Source organism: Lentilitoribacter sp. Alg239-R112 (genome assembly GCF_900537175.1).
In the GTDB taxonomy this organism is placed as follows: Bacteria; Pseudomonadota; Alphaproteobacteria; order Rhizobiales; family Rhizobiaceae; genus Lentilitoribacter.
In genome coordinates, this window is sequence record NZ_LS999833.1 from 458,064 (window position 1) to 474,711 (window position 16,648).

Annotated in this window: 20 protein-coding genes; 8 read left to right on the forward strand and 12 right to left on the reverse strand. The window is 44.4% G+C overall.

The window, feature by feature from the left end; genetic code table 11:
* Positions 1 to 83: 83 nt before the first annotated feature.
* Positions 84 to 395, reverse strand: a complete 312-nt coding sequence (locus G3W54_RS02725; protein WP_162651609.1) for a DUF1476 domain-containing protein — start codon at positions 393 to 395, stop codon at positions 84 to 86.
* Positions 396 to 647: 252 nt separating this feature from the next.
* On the opposite strand from G3W54_RS02725, the gene purC reads away from it, so the two are divergent.
* The 5 genes from purC to G3W54_RS02750 all read left to right on the forward strand — a co-directional run bounded on the left by purC (position 648) and on the right by G3W54_RS02750 (position 5,165).
* Positions 648 to 1,427 (forward strand): phosphoribosylaminoimidazolesuccinocarboxamide synthase, encoded by a 780-nt coding sequence (gene purC, locus G3W54_RS02730; protein WP_162651610.1) that lies wholly within the window; start codon positions 648 to 650, stop codon positions 1,425 to 1,427.
* 16 nt (positions 1,428 to 1,443) lie between these two features.
* Positions 1,444 to 1,686, forward strand: coding sequence for a phosphoribosylformylglycinamidine synthase subunit PurS (gene purS, locus G3W54_RS02735; RefSeq protein ID WP_162651611.1), 243 nt, complete (start codon positions 1,444 to 1,446; stop codon positions 1,684 to 1,686).
* Between the two features lie 103 nt (positions 1,687 to 1,789).
* Positions 1,790 to 2,479, forward strand: a complete 690-nt coding sequence (gene purQ / locus G3W54_RS02740; RefSeq protein ID WP_162651612.1) for a phosphoribosylformylglycinamidine synthase subunit PurQ — start codon at positions 1,790 to 1,792, stop codon at positions 2,477 to 2,479.
* A gap of 19 nt (positions 2,480 to 2,498) precedes the next feature.
* Positions 2,499 to 4,706, forward strand: a complete 2,208-nt coding sequence (gene purL / locus G3W54_RS02745; RefSeq protein WP_162651613.1) for a phosphoribosylformylglycinamidine synthase subunit PurL — start codon at positions 2,499 to 2,501, stop codon at positions 4,704 to 4,706.
* Positions 4,707 to 4,955: 249 nt separating this feature from the next.
* Entirely contained in the window at positions 4,956 to 5,165 is a 210-nt protein-coding gene (locus G3W54_RS02750; protein ID WP_162651614.1) for a cold-shock protein, read from the forward strand.
* Between the two features lie 130 nt (positions 5,166 to 5,295).
* On the opposite strand, the gene msrQ is transcribed toward G3W54_RS02750, so the two are convergent.
* The 3 genes from msrQ to G3W54_RS02765 form a co-directional block, all read right to left on the reverse strand.
* Entirely contained in the window at positions 5,296 to 5,907 is a 612-nt protein-coding gene (gene msrQ, locus G3W54_RS02755) for a protein-methionine-sulfoxide reductase heme-binding subunit MsrQ (RefSeq protein WP_162651615.1), read from the reverse strand.
* A gap of 6 nt (positions 5,908 to 5,913) precedes the next feature.
* The gene (gene msrP / locus G3W54_RS02760) at positions 5,914 to 6,873 is read right to left on the reverse strand and encodes a protein-methionine-sulfoxide reductase catalytic subunit MsrP (protein ID WP_162651616.1); all 960 of its coding nucleotides are present in this window, start codon (positions 6,871 to 6,873) and stop codon (positions 5,914 to 5,916) included.
* 80 nt (positions 6,874 to 6,953) lie between these two features.
* A complete protein-coding gene (locus tag G3W54_RS02765) occupies positions 6,954 to 8,363 on the reverse strand; it encodes a PLP-dependent aminotransferase family protein (protein WP_162651617.1) in 1,410 nt (469 codons plus the stop codon).
* Between the two features lie 119 nt (positions 8,364 to 8,482).
* Here G3W54_RS02765 and G3W54_RS02770 point away from each other — a divergent pair, with 119 nt between their 5' ends.
* A complete protein-coding gene (locus tag G3W54_RS02770) occupies positions 8,483 to 9,337 on the forward strand; it encodes a DMT family transporter (protein ID WP_162651618.1) in 855 nt (284 codons plus the stop codon).
* A 30-nt stretch (positions 9,338 to 9,367) separates the two neighbouring features.
* On the opposite strand, the gene G3W54_RS02775 is transcribed toward G3W54_RS02770, so the two are convergent.
* Complete coding sequence (locus G3W54_RS02775; RefSeq protein ID WP_162651619.1) at positions 9,368 to 10,123, reverse strand: tellurite resistance TerB family protein; 756 nt, start codon at positions 10,121 to 10,123, stop codon at positions 9,368 to 9,370.
* A gap of 209 nt (positions 10,124 to 10,332) precedes the next feature.
* Here G3W54_RS02775 and G3W54_RS02780 point away from each other — a divergent pair, with 209 nt between their 5' ends.
* Together G3W54_RS02780 and G3W54_RS02785 are read left to right on the forward strand one after the other, a co-directional pair.
* The gene (locus G3W54_RS02780) at positions 10,333 to 10,974 is read left to right on the forward strand and encodes a glutathione S-transferase family protein (protein WP_162651620.1); all 642 of its coding nucleotides are present in this window, start codon (positions 10,333 to 10,335) and stop codon (positions 10,972 to 10,974) included.
* An 87-nt stretch (positions 10,975 to 11,061) separates the two neighbouring features.
* Positions 11,062 to 11,865: an ion transporter gene (locus G3W54_RS02785; RefSeq protein ID WP_162651621.1), complete on the forward strand. Its 804-nt coding sequence runs from the start codon at positions 11,062 to 11,064 to the stop codon at positions 11,863 to 11,865.
* Positions 11,866 to 12,244: 379 nt separating this feature from the next.
* Here G3W54_RS02785 and G3W54_RS02790 read toward each other — a convergent pair whose 3' ends face one another.
* From G3W54_RS02790 to G3W54_RS02820, 7 genes are all read right to left on the reverse strand, one after another.
* Entirely contained in the window at positions 12,245 to 12,511 is a 267-nt protein-coding gene (locus G3W54_RS02790) for a hypothetical protein (protein WP_162651622.1), read from the reverse strand.
* Between the two features lie 474 nt (positions 12,512 to 12,985).
* Positions 12,986 to 13,489: a hypothetical protein gene (locus G3W54_RS02795; RefSeq protein ID WP_162651623.1), complete on the reverse strand. Its 504-nt coding sequence runs from the start codon at positions 13,487 to 13,489 to the stop codon at positions 12,986 to 12,988.
* A gap of 30 nt (positions 13,490 to 13,519) precedes the next feature.
* A complete protein-coding gene (locus G3W54_RS02800) occupies positions 13,520 to 14,038 on the reverse strand; it encodes a hypothetical protein (RefSeq protein ID WP_162651624.1) in 519 nt (172 codons plus the stop codon).
* 39 nt (positions 14,039 to 14,077) lie between these two features.
* Positions 14,078 to 15,052 (reverse strand): hypothetical protein, encoded by a 975-nt coding sequence (locus G3W54_RS02805; protein WP_162651625.1) that lies wholly within the window; start codon positions 15,050 to 15,052, stop codon positions 14,078 to 14,080.
* 173 nt (positions 15,053 to 15,225) lie between these two features.
* Positions 15,226 to 15,549, reverse strand: coding sequence for a hypothetical protein (locus tag G3W54_RS02810; RefSeq protein WP_162651626.1), 324 nt, complete (start codon positions 15,547 to 15,549; stop codon positions 15,226 to 15,228).
* Positions 15,550 to 15,769: 220 nt separating this feature from the next.
* On the reverse strand, positions 15,770 to 16,075 hold the full coding sequence (locus tag G3W54_RS02815; protein ID WP_162651627.1) for a hypothetical protein: 306 nt from the start codon (positions 16,073 to 16,075) through the stop codon (positions 15,770 to 15,772).
* 209 nt (positions 16,076 to 16,284) lie between these two features.
* Positions 16,285 to 16,521: a hypothetical protein gene (locus G3W54_RS02820; protein WP_162651628.1), complete on the reverse strand. Its 237-nt coding sequence runs from the start codon at positions 16,519 to 16,521 to the stop codon at positions 16,285 to 16,287.
* Positions 16,522 to 16,648: the final 127 nt, after the last annotated feature.

The following is a 16,648-nucleotide window of genomic DNA, read 5'->3' on the forward strand; positions in this document are numbered from 1 at the left end:
TATTTTGTTACCTGCTACTAGATACAAAAAAACCACCGCATGCAATTTAATACATACGGTGGGTTCTGAATTTTGATTTTAACCTAATCGTTTGTGATCTGCTCAGCGGCAACATCCAAAAGCCAGATCATTTTATCGCGAATATCTTCATCGCTAACTTCGGCGCTGGAGGCATCGATATCAGCTCGGATTTTACGAAAAACATCTTCATCCCCAGCTTCTTCAAAATCAGACGCGATCACTTCCTTTGCATAGGCATCGCCATCTTTACCCATAAGCTCTGCTGCCCAGTGGCCCAGCAATTTGTTACGGCGTGCTTCAATTTTAAATTTAGTGTCCTGATCATGTGCAAATTTATTCTCAAATGCATTTTTACGATCATCAAAAGTACTCATGCAATGCTCCTTCGCGCTTACAACTTATTCGGCATTCTTCAATTCTGTTGCCCTATATGTGGGCTTATTGCACGACAATTGGAAGACTTACACAAAGATTTTTACATCAATTCACATCAATTGTGGCTAAAGACGAAAAAGCAAGGGCAAAACGTTGTATATATATATGTTATCCGTTAGACAGCGATTAAACAAACCCTGAAATACCACACCATTTTGCCAGCTGGTTCTGGCGCACCTATAGAGATATCCATGAAAAATAGACGTCGTATTTACGAAGGTAAGGCCAAAATATTATATGAAGGTCCTGAACCTGGAACACTCATCCAGTTTTTCAAAGATGATGCCACTGCTTTTAACAAGAAAAAGCATGATATTATTGATGGTAAAGGTGTGTTGAACAACCGTATTTCTGAATATATTTTCAATCACTTGAACCGTATTGGCATTCCAACACACTTTATCAAGCGCATGAACATGCGTGAGCAATTGATCAAACAGGTTGAGATTGTTCCGTTGGAAGTGATTGTGCGCAATGTAGCGGCTGGCACCATGTCAAAGCGACTTGGTCTTGAAGAAGGTACTGTTCTGCCACGTTCAATCATCGAATTTTGCTATAAAGAAGACTCGCTTGATGATCCGCTGGTTTCTGAAGAGCACATCACAGCTCTTGGCTGGGCAAGTCCGCAAGAGATCGATGATATCATGGCGATGTCTATTCGTATCAATGACTTCCTATCTGGCCTTTTCGCAGGCGTTGGCATCCGGTTGATTGATTTTAAGATCGAGTTCGGTCGTCTCGTAGAAGATGGTCAAATGCGCATTGTCCTAGCTGATGAAATCTCACCTGATTCTTGCCGCTTGTGGGATGCTGCAACAGACGAAAAATTGGATAAAGATGTTTTCCGCAGAGATCTTGGTGGTCTTGTTGAAGCTTATCAGGAAGTTGCAAAGCGCCTTGGAATTTTGAATGAAAACGAAGCACCACGCCCGACGGGTCCGGTGCTTGTTAAATCAGACAATGATGATTGATCGGGAATAGAGACACATGATCAAAGCACGAGTAACCGTTACACTTAAAAATGGCGTTTTGGACCCACAGGGAAAAGCCATTGAAGGTGCATGTTCTGCCCTTGGATTTGAAGGTCTGGACAGTGTTCGCCAAGGTAAAGTTTTTGACCTTGAGCTTGAGGGCGACGACAAGACGAAAGCCAATTCCGAAATTGAAGCGATGTGTGAAAAACTTCTTGCCAATACGGTGATTGAAGATTACGCAATCGAGTTCAAATAACACATCAAAAGGGCTGTTTTCAGCCCTTTTTCTATTGAACGACTGGTTCAATTAGCCATTTGTTTTACTTGTTAATTTAGTTTCCAAATTTCAGGAATTTTTGATGAAAACAGCAGTTCTCCAGCTTCCCGGATTAAATCGTGATCGCGATATGATCGCAGCTCTGACAAAGATTTCAGGCAATGCACCGCAAACGGTATGGCAGACAGAAACATCGATTGATGACGATATTGATCTGATCGTCATTCCCGGCGGGTTTTCCTATGGTGACTATCTGCGCTCCGGTGCTATCGCGGCGCGTATGCCCGTTATGAATGCAGTGATTGCGCAAGCCAAAAAAGGCAAACGCGTAATCGGCGTTTGCAACGGCTTTCAAATCCTTGTTGAAACTGGCCTCCTGCCCGGCGCATTAATGCGCAATGCGTCACTGAAATTCGTTTGCAAAACGGTGAGGCTTGAAGTTTCTACCACCAACAGTGTGTTTACCGCAGGCTATCATAAAGGCCAGGTCATCGACTGTCCCGTGGCGCACCATGATGGCAACTATTTTGCCGATGACACGACATTGAAGACCCTGCAAGGTGATGATCGCATCGCGTTTCGCTATGCTGAAGGCACAAACCCGAATGGATCAATTGACGATATTGCAGGCATATTAAACCAGGATCGCAATGTACTTGGCATGATGCCGCATCCTGAAAATCTGGTAGAAAAAGCTCATATCAATATAAAAGATGGCAGTGAGGATGGCCGCGCCCTGTTTGAAAGCGCGCTAAATCTCATATCTGCTTAAACTGGACCTCGACACTTCCATGACCGTAAATAATACGCACCCTATTACCGAAGAATTGATCGCCTCTCATGGCCTAGCGCCAGATGAATATGAGCGCATTCTCGAGCTTATTGGCCGTGAGCCCACTTATACCGAGCTTGGTATTTTCTCTGCCATGTGGAACGAGCACTGCTCCTATAAATCATCCAAAAAATGGCTTCGTACGCTTCCCACAACGGGCGATCGCGTGATCCACGGTCCGGGTGAAAATGCAGGTGTCGTCGATATTGGTGATGGAGAATGTGTGATTTTTAAAATGGAAAGTCATAATCATCCGTCTTACATCGAACCTTATCAAGGCGCGGCCACGGGCGTTGGCGGTATTTTGCGTGATGTATTTACCATGGGTGCCCGTCCGATTGCTGCCATGAATGCCCTCAGGTTTGGTGAGCCTGATCATGAACGTACTAAGCACATTGTTTCTGGTGTTGTGTCTGGTGTTGGTGGATACGGCAACTCATTCGGCGTGCCAACAGTTGGAGGCGAAGTCGAATTTGACGCGCGTTACAATGGCAATTGCCTTGTAAACGCATTTGCTGCCGGTATTGCAAAAACAGATGCGATTTTCCTTTGCAAAGCAGAGGGTGTGGGCCTTCCAGTTGTCTATCTCGGTGCAAAAACAGGTCGTGATGGTGTTGGCGGCGCAACGATGGCCTCTGCGGAATTTGACGAAACGATTGAGGAAAAGCGTCCGACTGTGCAAGTCGGCGATCCTTTTACTGAAAAATGCCTACTCGAAGCCTGTCTTGAACTTATGCAAACTGGTGCCGTGATTGCCATTCAGGATATGGGTGCTGCGGGTCTAACTTGTTCTGCCGTTGAAATGGGTGCGCAAGGCGACCTTGGTGTTGAACTTTATCTTGATCAGGTCCCTGTTCGCGAAGAACAGATGTCTGCCTATGAAATGATGCTGTCAGAAAGCCAAGAGCGCATGCTCATGGTGCTTGATCCATCTAAAGAAGATGTTGCAAAGGCGATTTTCGTTAAATGGGGTCTGGATTTTGCCATCGTTGGTAAGACAACTGATGACCTTCGTTTTCGCGTGTTCCACCAAGATGAAGAAGTTGCAGACCTTCCGATTAAAGACCTTGGCGATGAAGCACCTGAATATGATCGCCCATGGCGTGAACCGGGCCTTTACTCACCGCTGGAAGCGGACCAAGTTGCCCAGCCGGATGATTATGGCATGGCATTAATGTCTATGATTGGCTCGCCGAACCAGTCTTCACGCCGTTGGGTTTGGGAGCAATATGACACGCTTATTCAAGGCAATTCGGTGCAAATTCCGGGCGGAGACGCTGGTGTTGTGCGTGTGGATGGCCATGAAGACAAGGCGCTTGCCTTCTCATCTGACGTTACACCACATTATTGCGAAGCGGATGCCTATGAAGGCGGTAAGCAAGCTGTGGCCGAATGCTGGCGCAATATCACCGCAACCGGTGCCGAGCCGCTTGCATCAACGGATAATCTGAACTTTGGCAATCCCGAACGACCTGAAATTATGGGGCAATTTGTCAAAGCTATTGAAGGTATTGGCGATGCATGCCGCGCACTCAATTTCCCGATCGTATCTGGCAATGTCTCGCTTTATAATGAGACTTTTGGGGAGGCTATTTTGCCAACACCAACCATTGCCGGCGTTGGACTTTTGGCGGACTGGCAACAGATGGCAAAGATTGCCGGTGCAAATGACGGCGATGCTGTGATTTTGCTGGGTGCTGATGGCACACATTTGGGTCAGTCAGCCTATATGCGCGATATCTTGGGCGAAACCGCAGGCCCCCCGCCGTCGGTTGATCTGGCTGAAGAAAAGCGCAACGGCGATTTTGTTCGTTCTGCCATCAATAATGAACAAGTCACATCATGCCACGATGTATCCCAAGGTGGGCTTGCACTTGCATTGGCTGAAATGTGTATGGCTGGTGATTATGGGATGGATATCGACATCTCCAATATTGAAACACCAACACACGGAATATTATTTGGCGAAGACCAAGCCCGTTATGTGATCACGGTTTCACAAGAACTCGCGCAATTTTTGATAAATAATGCTTGTGAGATGGGCGTTCCGGTTCGAAACCTTGGTACAGTCTCAGGTGATGAGCTTATTATCAAGAACGTCTTGTCACTTAGCGTGTCAGAAATGAAAAAAGCGCATGAAACCTGGTTTCCTGAATATATGTCGTAATTTCAATAAATTAGACATAAATTTGAACAAGTTTGGTATTCCTTTTTTCAATTTGAAAGATAATTTGTCTTGCTTTTGACATATTTTCAGCATATCAGACTGTCATCGACTTCTGACGGACTACTTGACTTTTCGCCCATGAATATGACGCGCACTTTTCAGGCATTTCTAATAATTCGACCACCGGGAATATGATCTGAATTCTTCAAATCATCCCAAAGTGCAATTCATTGGTGAAAGGTAAATACCATGAACACAGGAACAGTAAAATTCTACAACAGCCAAAAAGGTTTTGGCTTCATTCAACCTGAAGATGGTCAGCAAGACGTTTTCGTTCATGCAACAGCTCTAGAACGTGCTGGCATTAGCGGTCTAACAGACGGTCAAAAAGTTTCTTTTGACACTGCAGTTGATCAACGCAGTGGCAAAACTGCAGTAGACAACATCTCTCTATTGTAGTCTGCAGTTGGTGCTTTAGAGCATCATGTAGGTATTTTAAACGGCGATGCTTTTGCATCGCCGTTTTTCGTTTGGGGTTGTGTTTTTGATGAATAGTTTGAAATTGAACCTAAGCGCATTGCTACAGCACTTAAGCAGCGGTTCGCTTTCCGCGTTTTGCCAAGTGATAAAATTTTCTAAGCGAAATCAATGCAATTGCGATTGCCAGGTAGGCAAGTGGCTCTGCCGCCCATGTCTTTTTAATCATGACATAATGCAATGCTGCCAAAATAACCGCCGGATATACAATAAGGTGCAGCTTTTTCCACCCTGCGGCCCCTAACCGCCGGATTGAAAATCCGTTAGATGTCACAGCCAAAACAAACAATAATAGAAATGAAGCGATACCAATCGTGATGTAGGGCCGTTTAATGATGTCGGTTACAATCTCACCCCAGCGCAACTGCTGATCAAGCAACAGATAGGTCGTAAAGTGAGCAACAACATAGCCAAAGGCGACAAGCCCGATGGTGCGACGATATTTAATCAGATTGAGTTTGAAAAAGCGCATTAACGGGGTGATACAAAGACCCAAGATCAGAAACTTTAGTGCCCATTCACCCAAGCCATTTTCAAGCGCCTTAAGAGGGTCCGCACCAAGCTGATTGTTCACCGCTTGATAAAACAACCATATACCAGGCGCAAAGCCCAATGGGTAAAGGAGCCAACTCGGCATTTTTGTCCAGATTTTATGCTGCGCCATAATAGATTAGAAATTCTTGGCCAGATCCATACCCGTATATAAAGACGCGACTTGCTCTTCATATCCGTTGAACATCTCCGTATCACGTTTTTTGGCGAACAATCCCGAACCGATAATACGTTCGGACTTTTGGCTCCAGCGCGGATGATCAACATTTGGGTTCACGTTGGAATAGAACCCGTATTCGCTCGGCCCTTGAATATTCCAAGTTGTTGGCGGCTGCTCTTCGGTAAACGACATACGAACGATGGATTTGATGCTTTTAAAGCCATATTTCCACGGCACAACCAAGCGCACAGGCGCGCCATTTTGATTTGGCATTAAGTCGCCATAAACCCCAACAGCCAGTATAGTGAGCGGATGCATGGCTTCATCCATACGCAAACCTTCAACATATGGCCAATCCAACCCGCCAAAGAGTGAGTTTTGGCCATTCATTTCCTCAGGGCGAACGAGTGTTTCGAATGAAACATATTTTGCACTGCCCTGCGGCTCATATGCCTTAATCACATCAGCAAGCGGAATACCGACCCATGGGATAACCATAGACCACGCTTCAACACAGCGAAGACGATAGATACGCTCCTCCAAATCAAATTTGGTCATGAGATCTTCAATATCAAGCTCAGATGGCTTGTTAGTCAAACCATCAATCTTAATGCTCCAAGGCCGTGTTGTCAGCGCACCGGCGTTTTTGGCCGGATCATCTTTACCAGTTCCGAATTCATAGAAATTATTGTAGGATTTGATATCTTCCAGCGGGTTAGGCTCGTCGGAAATCGAAAAAGGACTGTCTTTGCTAAACTTAAGCGTATCTTGCGCTTGAACAGATGGTGACAATAAACTGCCGCCCGCCGTTGCTATAGACGCAGCACCTGCCATTTTCATAAATTCGCGACGATTGAGAAAGTTTGATTTTGACGTAATTTCAGATGGTGCGGGTTGCGGAAAAATATAGCGTTTCATCATAGATATCCTTGATTTTCACTATTGATACGTCTCTTACTTTTTTAGTTCAATACACGATGGTTGCACCTACTATCAAATTATAGTGAGCTTATTCCCTCCCGCAAAACTTTGAATATCTTGGATGATTCCATCTGGCTTACATTAAAACGCATAAAACTGGCCATGGATTGGGACGTGCTGAATACATTTCCCGGTGCCAGCACGATGTTTTGCCCCATTGCAAATCGTGCCAATTTTGCCGAATCCACGCCCTCTGGCAACTGACACCAGAGGTAGAAGCCACCCCTTGGCATTAGCCACGGCTCGATGCCAATCGCGCTAAGCTTATCCGCAATTTCATGTCGTTTTTTATCAAGGCGGGTGCGTAGACCATCCAGATGTTTTCGGTAGCTGCCGTCACTTAATGTTGCATATATTAACTCGCTGGCAACGGGACTTGAACCACCAAAATTTATCGCTATTTGCAGATCGATTAAACCGTCCACCCAGTCGGGACGGGCTACAATATATCCACATCGCAATGAGGCTGAAAGCGTTTTTGAAAAGCTGCCAATCCGAATGACGCGTTCCAAACCATCCAAGCTTGCCATTCGCGTTGAAGGCTCCGGCTCAAGGCTCGCAAAAATATCATCCTCGACAATGATAAGATCGTGAGCATCGGCAAGACTGAGAATCTTATGCGCAGTTTTTGGCGACAGGGTCAGACCCGTTGGGTTTTGTAATGCTGAATTGGTTAGATAAAGACGAGGTTTGTGCGCGATCAAAGCTTGTTCGAAGGCAGGCAGGTCTGGTCCATTTTTTGTAAGCGGAACAGCGATGATATTGACCTGATGGGCACGCAGTAGAGCTTGAAAATTGAAATAGCACGGATCATCAACCAAAACGGTATCCCCTGCTCTCAACAAAAATCTACAAATAAGATCAATCGCTTGCGTTCCAGACGGGGTGAGCAGTATTTTCTCGGGATCGACAGATAAACCCTCGTCTGAAAATTGCCGAGACAGCCAACGTCTTATATTTTGTGATCCGTGAGTTTGGCCATAATTGCTCAATATCTCGTCATCTGCACGCGAGAGTTTTCGCATGGCCTTACGTATGGAGCTGTTCGGCATCCAATCAGCAGGCAACCAGCCGCAACCTGGCTTCAAGGCGTGCCTATCAGACCCCAGTGACTGGCGAGAAACCCAAAATGGATCAATTGCTCGATCAACCTGTGGGCTCACCTCGGTAATATCAAAAGGCTGCACCAGATCAGCAACATAAAAGCCAGCCCCACGGCGAGCATATATCACACCGTCTGCGACCAACTGATCATACGCATCGACGACCGTTGACGGTGATACTTTTAATGTTTGGGCAAGGTTTCTAATCGAGGGAATCCGTTCTCCGACACCCAGAGATCTGCTGGCTATCTGGCTGCGAATTATCTCACAAACCTTAGCTGCTCTTGTGAGCGTGCGCGTTGATGTGTGCGTTTGTATATTCATTAGGTCCCAAATGTGTATTACACAGTTTAACAGTACAATTTTCAATTATTGTACTGCTTTGTATCTGTTTTGCCTAGTCCAAACCATTTATGTTCTCACTGTTATTGGAGGAGCGGCATATGAAATTAGCGGGATGGGGAAGCGGTTTTCTCGGGATGATTATTTTTAGCGGCTCACTGCCTGCAACACGCGTTGCTGTTGGTGGTTTTGAACCATTATTCCTAACCTCAGCAAGAGCGGTTATTGCTGCGCTACTTGCCGCCGGTCTTTTACTGGTGCTCAAGCAGCCAATTCCACAACGCAAGGATATTGTATCTCTAACCATTGTCGCAATTGGCGTTGTAATAGGCTTTCCCCTTCTTACAGCGCTTGCGCTTCAGTCCGTTACCTCTGCACATTCAACTGTTTTCATCGGATTACTTCCCTTTGCAACGGCACTTTTTGCTGTTGTTCGCGGCGGCGAGCGGCCAAAGGCAATATTCTGGCTCTTTTCCGTTGCGGGCAGCGCTCTGGTTGCAGGCTTCGCATGGACCCAAGGTGCAAATGGCTCAGTTGAAGGGAACTTATATATGGTAGCTGCAATAATCGTCTGTGGTTTAGGCTATGCAGAAGGGGCTGCCCTATCGCGCCGTCTTGGCGGATGGCAGGTGATATCGTGGGCGCTCCTTTTGGCATCTCCCTTTATGGTTATCTTAGCCTTAGCAAATCTGCCAACCACTTTTAATGGCATTAACACGCCTGTTTGGCTCGGTTTGGCGTATGTATCCGTGTTTTCAATGTTGATAGGATTTGTTTTCTGGTATCGTGGCTTAGCCATTGGCGGCATTGCTGGCGTAAGTCAATTGCAGCTTCTACAACCATTTTTTGCGCTGGCATTGGCAGGGTTTATTTTGGGCGAAACCGTGGCCCTATCGATGATTGGTGTAACAATACTCGTTGTCAGCTGTGTTGTCGGCGCCAAACGCTTTACATAATGCTCCGACAATTACGCTTGAACAAAATACCTATTTCATTTGCTGTCTCATTTGATCTTCCAAATGGATGATCAAATCATCAGGCAATTGAAGCATCATGGTTAAGTCCGTCAAATATTTATGCTCCTCAGCATTATCAGGATCGATTGCCAAGCGAGAGGCAAGATAGACTTCACTTGCTTGTTCTAGCCCGTTTGACATTGCAGCAATTTGCGAGACGCTCGGCGGATTTTGCAATGTATCGAAAACCAACACCTTGTCCGCTGGCTCTAGTTCCAACCGATTAACAGCCTCAAAAATATTTGCTTGCTCATCCTTATCAATATGACCATCGGCGTTAGATGCTGCAATCATTGCTTTGATAAGTGCTATTTGAAAAGGCTGGCCATCCGCACCAACATTTTGCACCGGGTCAAAGCTTGCTTGCTCAATGGACGGCGGATTGCTTGGAGGGATAATTTTTGTGGAGGCATCGCCACCCGTGGGGCTAACTGATTGGGGCGCATCTCCTGATTTCCAGTTTTTATACGCATTAAAGGCGACAGCACCTAACACAGCAGCGCCACCCAGCCCCACCGCACCACCGGCCATTTTGCCAACAGTTTTGCGCATTTTCTTATTACCGACAAGAACACCAAGTAGTCCGCCCGCAGCCAAGCCACCCAAAGCACCACCAGGTATTTTGTTCCCCAGATCGCCTAATGTATCAGTGATGTTTTTCCGGTCTGTGCTTTTTTCATTTTGTCCGCCACCCAAAAATTGATCAAAAAGCTGATTGAGGCTCATTCGTTCTCTCCATATTAAATTTATATATGCCTGATCTGGGTATATAGACGCTAAAATCCAAGATGCTGGAACGGCGATTTTCATTAAACTTTCGTAAGGTTACACTCGATTTTACACTCAAGTTCGCCTATATGCCTTTACACTTGAAATATTGGTTTCCAACTGTTTGGGATGATATGATTTAAGAATCATAGCGGGAGTAAATTGGTATGCTAAAAGTTTGGGGCAGACGAAATTCGTCTAATGTTCAAGTGGTTTTATGGTGCATTGCCGAACTAGGTTTAGAATGCGAGCAATATGATATTGGCCACAAATTTGGTGGCAATGACACGCCCGAATACCTGGCGATGAATCCCAATGGCACCGTTCCCACTTTTCAAGATGCTGATAACCAACCTTTGTGGGAATCCGCTGCCATTGTTCGCTATCTTGGAAATGCCTATGGAAATGAGAAAATTTGGCCCTCAGATCATGCAAAGCGGGCGCATATTGACCGCTGGGCAGAATGGGCGCGCATTAATGTAACATTGAATTTCTCACAACCGGTCTTCTGGGCAGCTGTACGAACGCCAGAAAAAGATCGTGATCCTGATGCAATCGAGCAGGCTGTCACAAATTTTGAAAACCAGCTTAGAATTGCCGAAGAACAGCTGAAACGACATGACTATCTTGCAGGTGATGATTTTACCCTTGCTGACATTCAGTTGGGGAACCTGCTCTATCGTTACTACAATATTGATGTTGAACGAGCTGATCTTCCGGCCTTGGCCGCATATTACAAGTGTTTGAGCGAACGACCAGCTTATGCGGAGCATGTGATGGTTTCATTTGACGATTTACGCGTAACTTAGATGATGCAATACGATTCAATAACTTGATTTAAACATGATTGCGACTTATCTGGAGGGTTCACTCTCTAACCTATTGAATCAAAGCAGATGAACGACGTAACCAACGCCAGAACTCCACTACAAAATTTTACCGAACACCCAATATTTGATCGCACTATTTTAGCGCTCATTGTGTTTAATGCTATTATTTTGGGCATGGAAACAAGTGATGCGATTATGGCATCCATGCTCGGTCCCATTTTGCTGATACTCGACAAGATTATTCTCGGCATTTTTGTTGTCGAAGTCGTTTTGCGTCTGATTGCTGATTTCAAAGGATTTTGGCGTAATCCGTGGCGCATTTTTGATCTTACAATTGTCACGATTTCACTTATTCCGGCAACGGGTGCGCTCTCTGCCATGCGTGCGTTCCGCATCTTGCGGGTTCTGCGTCTTATCAGCCAAGTGCGATCCATGCGGCGAGTGGTCACCGGCCTTTTGTCCGCCCTTCCCGGCATGGGATCGATCGTGCTGCTTCTCAGCATCATATTCTATGTGTTTGCCGTGATCTCGACCAAACTGTTCAAAGAAGCATTTCCAGAGTGGTTCGGCTCCATCGGTGAAAGCTCCTACACGCTTTTCCAGATTATGACATTGGAGAGCTGGTCAATGGGCGTCGTGCGACCCGTGATGGAGCAATTTCCCTATGCGTGGTTGCTGTTTGTACCATTCATCATCATGACGGCCTTCACCGTACTTAACCTCTTTATCGGTGTCATCGTCGATGCCATGCAACATGAACACGAGCAGGAAGCCCGCGAGGAACGCGAGAACCTGATTAGCGACAATGAACTCATTCTATCCGAACTCCGCGCCCTACGTGCTGAGGTGAAAGAGCTGAAAACGGGTTAAGTCACGACATGAGCAGCGTCAGAGCAAGGATGCCAATGAACTGGGAATTCAAAGTTCTGACGAATAGAGGATGCAATATGATAATCATGCTGCTTGTGATTTCCTATGATGATCTGAATCTGCCTTAGAATTATTTAAATGACTGCTGTGCGGACGAAGCACCATTGCCGCAACTGCAAAATATATTCGAAAGCGGACATGCGAATGAAATCAATTATATTCTAAGTTTGGCCCGAACGAGACATTTCATGGATACATCAAGTGCCATTTTTAGGTATCACTGTCATCGCTCCGACCAAACAATACTTCACTTACAAAACCGCATTATTTGGCAATTGTCATTCCCATTTTCATTTCTCTAAATTTGACCTTATCAAAATTAACGGCTCTTTCGCATTTTAAACTTTGCTGTTGCTTGAAAAGCGAACATGTGACGTGAATAAACACCATGCTTAAAGAAGAATTTTTTTGATTTGATATAACCTTTTCCCTCTTCAAATTTGTAGTTACTTTTTGCGGTCAGGGCGTTGTTTATATAAACTTCAATCCCGAATGCACCTTTCCCGTTAAAGTCCAAATCAACTCTAAATTTTTGCTCTGTACCGTCTCTTTTTATCCGCTGATTTCCCAGATATTTAGTTTTCAATACATCTCTACGACATCTTTCACCCGGGCCTGTTTTGTAATCTCCTTCCAGATAGATCTTGCCGTTTGATCTTACGCGTATCGAAAGCGGAGGAGCACAGCCATGCCGTCCATCATGCACCGAAAACATGACAAAGTCTTGCTTACTCGAGGTTTGTATCGTGTAGGTTGATTAAAAGCTGTATTTTACCTTTGAGTTCGTCCGAATTGGATTTGTATATACTTCCGCTCTCTGTAAATACACACCGCCGGGTGACCTAACACCGCTGAGAGGGAGGGGGGCATTATCTCCCACGAACAAATCAATAGGAAAACTAATCAAAATATCAAGGCAAACAAATGGCAGACTTTATCAACGATATCAGCACAAAGCAGAACATTTGAAATTTGCATGCGCGTATTTTACCTGTGTTGGCAATATATGAGCATAGTTTTTTGGATTATATTAAATCGAAGTTTTCCGGAAAACTTGTCACTATTCAAAAAAAGTATAATTTATATACCCAATTATGAAAGCGATACCTAAAACAATAATCGCGAAAATAAAAGGGGCAATCAATCCGCCAAGTATTCCAAACCCTTCTAGCCAAACAATTTGTTTTCCCGCTAAATGTTTGGAATTACTTTCCAAGTTAGGTAATTCGCCATCAACTTTTTTGACCACTGGATTCATGATATGTGCAAGAAGTGGAGTAACAGTAACAAAAAGAAACGCTAACACTGCCACACTGTAAATTGATACGCTTATAATATCAGCGGAATATGCTCTGCGAAACGTAATGTAACCCCAAAAGGCCAACGCGGAAGCACCAACGGCGATCAAAACACCAATACTTGCAAGTGGTTGAATCTCAATTTTACCGTCACAAGTTTCGCATTTGTAGTGAATCACCGAATTATAAATTTGCATCTCGCGGGATATCGGAACAAGTGTTGGTTCTTTACATTCCATACAGGTCCGAATTTCAAGTTGATCCATTTTTGCATCCCCGATGTATTAAGTGCTATTCTATTCTAACCCGATCTTACAAAACTCTCTAATATGGGCAATACCTTTTGAAGTGCCTTTGGTTGGAAAACTGTAAACCAATTCACCATCTATGTTTAATACATCCAACTTTAAAGCACTGGATATTGCGTCCAGTTCGCTCTTCCCCGCATAAATTGACCCTGCCCAGACTTGATCTCTGGCGCCTCCATCGCGATATCGCGGTTTCCACAATTCACGAACAAGGACACCACTACGTAGGGTAAAAAGCAGCGATAATTTGGCATCTGCTCCATCAAATGCACTTAATCGTGGTAGAGGAGGACCATAGAGTTTAGCGCCTAGTCTGTAATCTTGCCAATCATGTTCACCGCAGTAAAATTCGAAAGCAAACTCATGCATACGCACGCTCATAGACGCAAACTTCTCTCCACTTTGCTCATCAGTCCCTGTATGTATCTGCCATTCCTGCGCTATGGCGATGTTTGCGCTGATAAGTAGTAACAATAATGCGACCATAAAGTTCTTGAGCGCGTTCATTTTTGTACTCTCCTGTTTGGTCATGTCAGACTTGCGAGACTAGTTTTTCAATTCAGGTGCCAGAAAAGACAAACATGTGTCTTCATATTTCTGGCCTGGATAAACATCTAAAATGGTGACCACAATTCCGTTTGGCCTGATCGACTCTCCTAAAGAAACATGCTGTATGCCAGTTTCATCTTTCAACGTGCGAACCCAAAACTTTCCTGTGTCTGTCTTGATCTCGACCTGTTTTACGCGAGAGTTTTCCATAAATGTCTTTGTGGATTTGCCGTAGCCGTTTGCGATCAGAAGCTTATCAAACTCCGGTGGGCCTCCCGCATTGGATTTTGCTTCGAAAGACATCTCAATTCCAACTCCAATGCCTTGACCTTCCTCGCCTTCACACCAAGCTCCTTCGAGGATTAATTGATCCGGCCCATAGGCATATTCTTTTTGAGTTGGTAGCTGACTTGAGACACACCATGTTCCCGATTTTACGCGATTGTTATTATACGTCTGTGTGTGGCAGCTAATTTCTGAATTTGCAGTCTGACTTTGGGCCGTATCTTTGCCTTCCTTTGTTGCATTATTTTCAACAACTACTTGAGGAACACTCTTTTCCTGAGAGCTTTTGCATTCTGCTGTTACTACTGGGCCTGTGTTTATGTGCTTCTCATTTTCAGCATAGAAAATTCGTTGTGAGCTAAGCTGCATGGTTTCAAATTCTAAGCTATGACTTTCATAAATTGCAACATAACCCTCATACCAATATTCAAAATGAAATCGCAGAATCCCACCTTCTTTGACGACCTCACCGAGAGTGAAATTAACCTTGTAATTGCCGTTTTCATGTTGTTGGATAAAAATGGTATTTCGCCCAACTTCATAGTCAAAATCGAACTGCTCACCAAAAATCGAGGTATTGCTATAATTGCAAAAATAATTTTCTACAGATGCATGCGCAGGCGTAAGCCAAGCCAAAGTGCCGAAAAAGCTTACAATGAGAAAAACCGATTTTAATGATGAACGCATGAATTATACCTCGTTTTTGTCAATCTAGGCGATCATTAAATCTACCGACAGACATAACCCTGAATTTTCCTAATGGCAGCAGAACTATACTTATATTTCTACTGCCATTGGAGTCATTTGATCATATGCCGGTTAGCTTCAAAAGCATAACCTGAAAATGGCGGGCATTTTAACTATGGTGTGATATTGCAAACTTTTGAATTTGTGTTGGTATCACGAAGTTGTACATTCTGATTGCGCCTCCAACGATCTTTTGCAACATTACTTGTGGCAGATGTAGAATACATATGATGCCCGCAAAAAGATTTGTAACCAAAATTATCACAACCCCGATTTGCATTTCTTAGGTCATATTGACATTGCTTCAAACTTGTCCAAACAAAATATGGGCTACCATTATGCATGTAGTATAAATCACCCTCTGCCAGTGCAGGGGTCGCGATTGATAATGATGCAACGATTATTAAAATATCTTTCTTGCCGACAAGTTTTACCATTAGAATATACCTTTCTATAAAAACATGCACTTCTTCTAGCTCGCAAATCAGAGAGATCAATTAGTACAGATGTACAAGTGCAACCATCCTTGTATTAGGCTACTTTCGGTTTCTTTCCAGGATGCAACAATGAAACTATTTGATTTACCTCGCGCGGGATGTGCTGCGCGTTTGAATATTGGTTATGGATAGAGATATCTGATTTTATACACCCAATTCATCAGGGATTATAGACACAGATGTACTCGTCAAATCTACCGTTTTTCATAGTATGGACATCTACTGAGTGTCCTTCATCATATGCCCTTGCAACCATAAGGCCGAGCTGTCTTGTGGTGTAAACGTCCCAACCGCAAGCATTCATAATAAATTGACAGCCCGAGCGATTTGCCTGACATTCATCCATTGTTGACCAAGCAGGAACATTTGTTCCAGGAATTGCTAAATCGAGTTCTCGTGCTTGAGATGGCGCAATAGTTGCAGCCAAAATTATCGCTCCCACGGCAGTACTCATTAAATTTTTCATGTTTAATCCTTTAGAACCTTACTCTCGACACTCAATAGTTAAATCATAACCCGCAAATGGCATGCATTCTAACTAAGGGATGATATCGCCAACCCTATTTGGGCCAGGCAACGTAGCACGCGCTACCACCGCGACTTTTACAATAATGCATCGCTTGACGGTTTGCCTCTGCTTGTGAACTGCTGCTTTGAATTGTCCAAACTATTACGTTACTTCGCAGTGGATACTACCACACGCCAATCTGTAGCATTTACTCTTGGGTTATGTACTTCACGTACTACACGGCATCTTTCAGGAGTAGCTGCATTCCTGCGGCAATGATCCATCGCTATTTGAGTCGCTTCTTCTCTTGTTTCTGCATCACCATGACCGACAAATGCCGACGCATGAGTTGTAGCAATGGGGACTGCAAGCATCGCAAGAGATAGTATTGTGTATTTTTTCATGAATGTAACCTTTCTTGTTTTGAAATTACTCAAAATATGATCGGAAGGTTCAAAACAATCAATTAGGACAGATGTACTAGTGTAACTTAGTGCTGAATAGAATAGGCTCTGGTGTGACCTCGGAGCA

What these genes read in the sequence shown, in the direction of transcription:
- G3W54_RS02725 (WP_162651609.1), bottom strand. Translation starts at nt 395, where the DNA reads ATGAGTACTTTTGATGATCGTAAAAATGCATTTGAGAATAAATTTGCA.
- purC (WP_162651610.1), top strand. Translation starts at nt 648, where the DNA reads ATGAAAAATAGACGTCGTATTTACGAAGGTAAGGCCAAAATATTATAT.
- purS (WP_162651611.1), top strand. Translation starts at nt 1,444, where the DNA reads ATGATCAAAGCACGAGTAACCGTTACACTTAAAAATGGCGTTTTGGAC.
- purQ (WP_162651612.1), top strand. Translation starts at nt 1,790, where the DNA reads ATGAAAACAGCAGTTCTCCAGCTTCCCGGATTAAATCGTGATCGCGAT.
- purL (WP_162651613.1), top strand. Translation starts at nt 2,499, where the DNA reads ATGACCGTAAATAATACGCACCCTATTACCGAAGAATTGATCGCCTCT.
- G3W54_RS02750 (WP_162651614.1), top strand. Translation starts at nt 4,956, where the DNA reads ATGAACACAGGAACAGTAAAATTCTACAACAGCCAAAAAGGTTTTGGC.
- msrQ (WP_162651615.1), bottom strand. Translation starts at nt 5,907, where the DNA reads ATGGCGCAGCATAAAATCTGGACAAAAATGCCGAGTTGGCTCCTTTAC.
- msrP (WP_162651616.1), bottom strand. Translation starts at nt 6,873, where the DNA reads ATGAAACGCTATATTTTTCCGCAACCCGCACCATCTGAAATTACGTCA.
- G3W54_RS02765 (WP_162651617.1), bottom strand. Translation starts at nt 8,363, where the DNA reads ATGAATATACAAACGCACACATCAACGCGCACGCTCACAAGAGCAGCT.
- G3W54_RS02770 (WP_162651618.1), top strand. Translation starts at nt 8,483, where the DNA reads ATGAAATTAGCGGGATGGGGAAGCGGTTTTCTCGGGATGATTATTTTT.
- G3W54_RS02775 (WP_162651619.1), bottom strand. Translation starts at nt 10,123, where the DNA reads ATGAGCCTCAATCAGCTTTTTGATCAATTTTTGGGTGGCGGACAAAAT.
- G3W54_RS02780 (WP_162651620.1), top strand. Translation starts at nt 10,333, where the DNA reads ATGCTAAAAGTTTGGGGCAGACGAAATTCGTCTAATGTTCAAGTGGTT.
- G3W54_RS02785 (WP_162651621.1), top strand. Translation starts at nt 11,062, where the DNA reads ATGAACGACGTAACCAACGCCAGAACTCCACTACAAAATTTTACCGAA.
- G3W54_RS02795 (WP_162651623.1), bottom strand. Translation starts at nt 13,489, where the DNA reads ATGGATCAACTTGAAATTCGGACCTGTATGGAATGTAAAGAACCAACA.
- G3W54_RS02800 (WP_162651624.1), bottom strand. Translation starts at nt 14,038, where the DNA reads ATGAACGCGCTCAAGAACTTTATGGTCGCATTATTGTTACTACTTATC.
- G3W54_RS02805 (WP_162651625.1), bottom strand. Translation starts at nt 15,052, where the DNA reads ATGCGTTCATCATTAAAATCGGTTTTTCTCATTGTAAGCTTTTTCGGC.
- G3W54_RS02810 (WP_162651626.1), bottom strand. Translation starts at nt 15,549, where the DNA reads ATGGTAAAACTTGTCGGCAAGAAAGATATTTTAATAATCGTTGCATCA.
- G3W54_RS02815 (WP_162651627.1), bottom strand. Translation starts at nt 16,075, where the DNA reads ATGAAAAATTTAATGAGTACTGCCGTGGGAGCGATAATTTTGGCTGCA.
- G3W54_RS02820 (WP_162651628.1), bottom strand. Translation starts at nt 16,521, where the DNA reads ATGAAAAAATACACAATACTATCTCTTGCGATGCTTGCAGTCCCCATT.